We start from the raw sequence: 6,672 nt of genomic DNA, 5'->3' as shown, positions 1-6,672 counted from the left end.
GGCCTGCGCCGGGGCGGCAGGCCCGTCCTCGCCGCGTGATCAAGCAATCCGGCGAACGAACTCGCAGTGCTAGAGCTGGCTCAGGATCGTCGGGTCCGTGATCTTCGTGTCCTCGGCCAGCATCATCGCCTTGCTGAGGATCACGGCCAGCAGGCGGTCGCCCTCGAAGGGGAGGTAGCCGGTCTGCGGGGTGGCCGCGGCGGACTTCGGGACGATGCACAGGTACTGGTCGTTCGGCGTCATCAGGATGTTCCCCGAGCCGAGGTGGATCTTGTACGTGTGGCGCTCGCCCTTCACGTGGAGGAAGCGGCCCTCAAGGGTGCAGCGGTCGGCTATCGCCAGCCGGGGCACGAGCCGCTCCAGCAGCATGCGGCGCGTCTCGGCACCCTGGCCGAGCTCACCGAAGCCGTACGACCTCCAGTAGTCCCTGAAGCGGCCCTCCGGTCCGCCGTCCTGCCAGGCCGGGTCGTTGCCGATGCTGGCCACGCCCACGAACAGGTCCACGTCGCGCAGGACTTCGGACAGCACGAGCGGCGGGACCTCGGCGAGCTGGACGGGCTCCACCGGCCCGGCGCCGGCCTCCGGCCACATGCGGTACTCACTGCCGTAGCAGTCCGCCGCGTTCTCCGGCGCGTCGATCGGGTAGAAGCGGACCTGGTCGGTGGCCAGACGCAGGTAACTGCCCGACTCGGTGGTGTCGTCCCCGTACTCGTCGCCCTCCCCGTGGATCCAGTACTCGGCGCGCAACCCCCACTGAGGCAGCGCACGGGTGGCGGGCGGGGCCGAGTCGTCGACCATCAGGCGCAGCTTGTTGCGCCACCCCCGGGCCGACGTCAGGGAGTGGAACTGGTGCTGGCGCAGGACGTGCGCGGCGAAACGGTTGGAGTACGTCCCCGTCGCGCGCTCGGCGTCGGTCAGCAGGTACACCTCGCGGTGGGCCTGCTTGAACGGCTGGGTGATCTCGTGCCGCTCCAGCCAGTCACGCCAGGCCACGACCTGGGCGGGCTCGTGGCCCACCGGGTGCCAGAGCCGGACCTCGGCCCCTTCGCGCACCGGGTCGTCGGCGAGGGTGCGCAGCTCGCCGTCCGCGAATCCGACGGTCGTGCCGTCGACCGTCCACAGCAGCCGTCGGGCCAGGGTGCCGACCAGGGGGTGGTCGAGGTACCGCTCGCGCCAGGCGGTGTACGGCCAGGTGCGGCGGCCGAGGAACTGCCGGTCCAGACGCTCGCTCTGGGCGGAGAGCATCTTGTCGATGTCCTTGACCGCCGTCTTCAGCTCCTTGAGCTGCTCGGCGTGGTCGCGCTTGACGGCGGCGGGCACGCTCTTGACCTCCTTGCCCGCGGCGTTGCGCCAGCCGAGGAACACCCTGGTGCCCCGGACCTCCAGGACCGCCGTGGCCTCGCCCAGACGCGGCTCGGCCCGGCCGATCTCGGTCAGCCCGTAGGCGGGGACGGCGATCTCCTCGACCTCCTCGCGGGACAGGCCCAGCGCCTCGGCCCGGGTCCGGAGCGCGGTGTCGAGCAGCTTGAGCGTGCCCTTGTACGTCACGCGGGTGGCCAGGCGGGCGAGTTCGGCGAGGGCCGCTTCGCCGTCGATGCGGGAGAGCGCGGTCGTGGCGGCGTTGGCGACCTTCGGGTTGCGCGGGCCGAGCCCGGGGATCTTCCTGAGGGAGGTCTCGACCAGCGCGCCGAGGGCGCGGGCGGTGTCCGGATGGGCCGGCAGCAGGGCGAGCATCCAGGTCAGTCCGCGCAGGGCGTTGGCGTTGTACGGGTCGTAGGCGCTGTGTCCGTCGGACCCGAGGAGTTCATGGTTCAGCGCGAAGGTGCGGCGGCCGACGAGGGCGAGCCAGGGCAGCAGGGTGGTCCGGACGCGGTCGGCACCGAGGGGGAGGATCAGGCGTTCGGCCCGCTGCTCCCACGGGCGGGAGGGCTTGGCGGCTGTGGCGGTCGTCGCGTGCCGCAGGAGTGCCTGCCAGTCGGGGTCGTCCAGGGTGTCCCGCAGGGCCTGCTCGGTCCATTCCTCACCGACGTTGAGGACGGGCTCGGTGAGCGTGCCGGCGAACTCGACGAGCGGCTTCCTGCCGTAGGTGTCCAGGGCCGAGCGCCGGAAGACGGCCACGACCTCGGGAGTGAGGGGGCGGCCGGCCCCGAGCTCGGCCTCGGCGAGGAGCAGGTGACGGCCGCTGTGCACCACGGAGTTCTCGTGGCCGAGCTCGTCGAGCTTCTCCGTGCGCTCCGCCGGGAGCCGGTCGCCGGGCAGACCGTGCGCGACGACAGCCAGCAGGATCAGAACGTTCCCGCGGGCGACCGGGCCGGCCTCGGCCGAGTGGTACTGCCCGACCAGCGCGTCGGCGAGCGCGGTCCGGGCCTCGGACGGCAGCGCGCGCAACTCGGCGAAGGCGCCGTCCCACCGTCCGTCCCAGTAGCCGCTGTGCCTCCCTGTTCCCAGCTTCAGCAGCTCGACGGCGAGGTCATCCGCCTCTCCTGCGTACTGTCGGACCAGCTCCGTGATCTCCTGGAAGTCCATCACCGTCATCCCCCCACCAGCGGAACGAGCTTCAGGAACGTGACCTCGGTGCCGAGGCCGAGCTCGACCTCCTCCTCCGCGTCGGTGACCTGGCGTTCCCCCACCAGCACCAGGAAGCCGTTGCCCGCGAACGCCCGGAGCGCCAGTTCGCTCTGCGCCTCCGGATCGATCCGGCGCGGCGTGCGCAGCGCGTACCCGTTCAGCACCCGCTCGGCATCGTGCGGCCGCACCAGCCCCTGGAACACCTGCGGTGCCTTCGCGTTGTACTCGGCGACCTCCTGGAACACCCTGCGCCGGATCAGCTCACGCACGGTGAGCCTCTCCTCGAGAACCTCCAGTTCCCACCCGTCGCTCCGGTCCCCAGCCGTCGTCTCGTCGACGAACATCACGATTGCCATGCCGTGAACAGTACGGGCCCACTCTGACACTGACGTCCGGCAGAGTGGTGCGGGACTGCTGGAGCCGGGCCACCCGTGCCTTGGCCGGCAGGCCGACCGGACCGGAGGGTGGGGCGCCCGGAGGGGTGCCCCACCCGTGCGGCCCGCTAGCCGGCGTGGAGGGCGAGGGTCGGGGAGAGGCGGGCGGCCCGGACGGCCGGGTAGAGGCCGGCGACCGTGCCGATGAGCAGGGTGGCGGCGAAGCCCCCGGTGACGGCCCACGGGGGGACCACCCAGGGCAGGCCGCCCGAGGCGGCGAAGGCGTAGGTGGCGGCCGCGCCCAGGGCCACGCCGGCCAGTCCGCCCAGTCCGGAGAGCAGGAGGGACTCCGTCACGAACTGGAGGCGGATCTGGCCCCTGGTGGCGCCCAGGGAGCGGCGCAGTCCGATCTCGTGGCGCCTCTCCAGCACCGAGATGATCATCGTGTTGGCGACCCCGACGCCGCCGACCAGGAGCGCCACCCCGCCCAGCCCGAGCAGGAGGTCGGTGAACGCCCCCTCGGTGGCGGCCTTGGCCTGGAGCGCCGAGGAGGGGTCGGTGACCTGCACGTTGTGCGGGTTCTGCGGATCGACGGTGCGGGGGATCCGCTCGCGGACCGCGCTGACCGCCCGGTCCGTCGACCGTTCGTAGATCTGGGTCGGGTGGCCGTCGAAGCCCAGTAGCGTGCCGGCGCCGTCCCAGCCGACCAGGGCGGCCCGCTCGATCTCGGGAGCCAGCGGCAGCGGGTCGAGGATGCCGATGACGGTGAAGTACCGGCCGCCGATGTGGACCTGCTGACCGGGGGCGGTGATGCCCAGGCGCTGGGCCGCGACGTGTCCGAGCACCGTCGACGGGTAGCGCCCGTTGGCCTCGTTGAGCCAGGTGCCCGAGCCGACCGCGCCGCGTACGACGTCCAGCAGTCCTTCGGTGGCGGCCTTCACGGTGATGCCGCCGGTCTCGTCGTCGGGGATCTTCTCGCTGCGCCGGACGGACTGCGCCAGGTCACCGGTCGCGCCGACCTGCTCGACCCCGGGGACGCGGCTCAGCATGCCGACCGACTCCTCGGGCAGCTTCACCTTCTCGCCGAACAGCCCCTGGCCGGGGGAGGCCACCAGCAGGTTGGTGCCCAACCGGTCGAGCTGCCGCAGGAGTTGGGCCTTGCTGGAGGAGGAGATGCCGACCACCGCGATCATGGTGGCGATGCCGATGGCGATGCCCAGCGCGGACAGCACCACCCGTAGCGGCCGGGTGCGCAGGCCGGCCGAGCCGACGTGGAGGACGTCACGGGGGCCGAGCCGGGCCGGGGAGAGCCGTGTGCGGCTCATCGCTCCCCACCCCGATCGGCCGGGACGGCGGCGCCGGTGCGCAGGTCCGCCACGACGCGGCCGTCGCGGATCCGGACCTGGCGGGGCAGGCTGTCGGCGATCTCGCCGTCGTGGGTGATCACCGCGATGGTGGCACCGTCGGCGTTGAGGTCGTGCAGCAGCTCCATCACCGCTTCGCTCGAGGCGGAGTCCAGCGCGCCGGTCGGCTCGTCGGCCAGCAGCAGGTCCGGCTCGCCGACCACCGCCCGGGCGATCGCCACCCGCTGCCGCTGGCCGCCCGACAGCTCGTGCGGCCGGTGGTGCATGCGGTCCGCGAGCCCGACCCGCTCCAGGGCCAGGGCCGCGCGCCTGCGGCGCTGGGCGCGCGGCAGGCCCGAGTAGAGCAGGCCCTCGGCGACGTTGTCCCGGGCGCTGACCCCGGCCACCAGGTGGAAGGACTGGAAGACGAAGCCGATGTGCCGGGCGCGCAGGGCGGACAGCCGGCGGTCGGAGAGGGAGGCGACGTCGTGGCCCGCCAGGGTGACGGATCCGGCGCTGGGCCGGTCCAGGGTGCCGACGATGTGCAGCAGGGTGGACTTGCCCGACCCCGAAGGGCCGACGATGGCGAGCAGTTCGCCGCTTCCGATGCGCAGGTCCACCCCCTGCAGCGCCACCACCCCGCCCGGATACTCCTTGGTGACCTGGTTCAACTCGACCACCGCGCTCATGACGTGGGCACCCCGACCTTCATTCCCTCGGCCAGGCCGGTCCCGCTGACCTCGACCCGGCCCTGTCCGAACATGCCGAGCTCGACCGGGACTTCGCGCACCTTCCCGTTCTCCACGACCTGGATGCCGAAGCCCCCGCCGGTCAGCGCGAGCAGGGCGTTGACCGGTACCGTCAGCACGTCCTCGCGGACCTCGCCCTCGAGCTCGACGGTGACCGGCGCCTGGTCGAAGCCCTCCGCCTGCCCCGGGTCGTCGAAGACCACCCGGGCGGTGATCTTGGCGGGCTTGTCCTGGGAGCCCTGCTCCTTGCCGTCCTCACCGATGGTGCGGTCGACGGAGGCGACCTTGCCCTTGGCCCTGCCGCCGCCGGGCAGAGCGACCTCGACCCGGGTACCGGGCTTGGCGAGGTCGGCCCGGGAGACCTCGATCCTGATCTGCACCTGCCGTTCGGAGCCGGTGGTGGTGAGGACCGGCTTGCCGGGAGCGGCCTGGTCGCCGACGGCCGCGTCGTTCTTCTTGATCCGCACCGGACCGGGCGAGAAGGCGATCTGCTCGGGGCCGATCTCGCCGGTCTGGGCCAGACCGTGGGCCTTCTGCCAGCGCTTGACCGCCTCCACGGTGCCGGGGGTGAACTCCTCGTCCGCGGCCAGCCCCTTGCCGTGGCCCAGGGCGCGCAGGTTCTCCTTCAGCTGTCTGACGTCCGGCCCCTTGTCGCCGGCCTTCAGCGTCCGGTACACGGGGCGCTCGCCGACCATGAGCCGGACCTTCCGGCCGTCGACCTCGTAGAGGACCCCGTCGCGTTCCACCAGCGCGCCGGCCTCCGGGAGCCAGGTGAGGGTGCCCGTCACACCGGCGTTGAACCGGCGCTCCTCGGCGTACCCGAGGGTCCCGTCCACCCGGGTCCGGCTGCTCAGGTCCTGTCGTTCCACCGAGCCCGTGCTCGGCGGCAGCCCGTCCGTGCGGTCCGTGCCGGCGCTCGCGCCGCCGCCGGTCTGCGAGAGGGCCGTGACCCCGCCCACCAGCGAGACCGAGGTGACCAGCGCGGCGATCAGGTACGTTCGGCGGCTCCGCCCGCGCTCACTCCGCATTCTGACCACTGCACGCCTTGTTCGCCTTGTCGAACCTGTCCTTGTCGGGGCCCTCCGGGACCTTCATCGCCTGTCCCGACATCGCCGAGTCGCCGTCGAACTTCGGGTCCGGCATGTCCACACCGTTACCGCGCATGCACTGGGCGAACTTGAGAGCCCTGTCCTTGTCGGCCTGGGACATCTTCGCGCCGCCCGCGCCACCGGCTCCACCGCAGGCCTTGAGGGCTTCCGCCATCTTGTCCTGGCCGCCCTCGAGGACCAGGCCCCGCGGGTCCTGGCCCGGCTCCGGCTCCTTCACCTGGGCGCCGTGTTCGCGCAGGCACTTACGGTGCTCGTAGGCCTGGTCCGCCGCCGCGCCCCTGCCCGACGAGTCCGAGCCGCCGCCCCCGCCGGCGCCCGTGGCGCCTCCGCCACAGGCCGCGGTGAACAGCGCCATCCCCGCCACCAGCACGGCCGCCGCGCCGTACCTGTGGTTCCGCATGTGGTTCCGCATGGAATTCCTCCGAGTCCGATTGCGAGTGGCCGGCCACCGTGTCCGATACGTCTCCGATACCGGGTGACCGACGACGCAGAGGCTGGCACGCACCCGCGTTTCGCCGCTGTCAGCCGA

General features: G+C 72.5%; 6 protein-coding genes. All 6 read right to left on the bottom strand.

Translation table 11 applies throughout. The features are described 5' to 3' along the window. Positions 1-69 precede the first annotated feature (69 nt). Complete coding sequence (locus tag ACFRQN_RS22785) at positions 70-2,526, bottom strand: DUF4132 domain-containing protein (protein ID WP_380741689.1); 2,457 nt, start codon at positions 2,524-2,526, stop codon at positions 70-72. Between the two features lie 5 nt (positions 2,527-2,531). Next, the gene (locus ACFRQN_RS22780) at positions 2,532-2,924 is read right to left on the bottom strand and encodes a hypothetical protein (RefSeq protein WP_074003552.1); all 393 of its coding nucleotides are present in this window, start codon (positions 2,922-2,924) and stop codon (positions 2,532-2,534) included. 146 nt (positions 2,925-3,070) lie between these two features. Then, positions 3,071-4,267, bottom strand: a complete 1,197-nt coding sequence (locus ACFRQN_RS22775) for an ABC transporter permease (protein WP_380741687.1) — start codon at positions 4,265-4,267, stop codon at positions 3,071-3,073. Next, the gene (locus ACFRQN_RS22770) at positions 4,264-4,974 is read right to left on the bottom strand and encodes an ABC transporter ATP-binding protein (protein ID WP_380741685.1); all 711 of its coding nucleotides are present in this window, start codon (positions 4,972-4,974) and stop codon (positions 4,264-4,266) included. The genes ACFRQN_RS22775 and ACFRQN_RS22770 overlap by 4 nt, the downstream gene beginning before the upstream one ends. After that, positions 4,971-6,062: a peptidoglycan-binding protein gene (locus ACFRQN_RS22765; RefSeq protein ID WP_380741684.1), complete on the bottom strand. Its 1,092-nt coding sequence runs from the start codon at positions 6,060-6,062 to the stop codon at positions 4,971-4,973. Before ACFRQN_RS22765 ends, ACFRQN_RS22770 begins: the two co-directional genes overlap by 4 nt. Next, on the bottom strand, positions 6,052-6,498 hold the full coding sequence (locus tag ACFRQN_RS22760; protein ID WP_380741683.1) for a hypothetical protein: 447 nt from the start codon (positions 6,496-6,498) through the stop codon (positions 6,052-6,054). The genes ACFRQN_RS22765 and ACFRQN_RS22760 overlap by 11 nt, the downstream gene beginning before the upstream one ends. Positions 6,499-6,672 lie beyond the last annotated feature (174 nt).

This window comes from Kitasatospora sp. NPDC056800 (genome assembly GCF_042789775.1).
GTDB lineage: Bacteria > Actinomycetota > Actinomycetes > Streptomycetales > Streptomycetaceae > Kitasatospora.
Note: the sequence above shows the minus strand (reverse complement) of the source record. Positions and strands in the feature narration are given on the sequence as shown.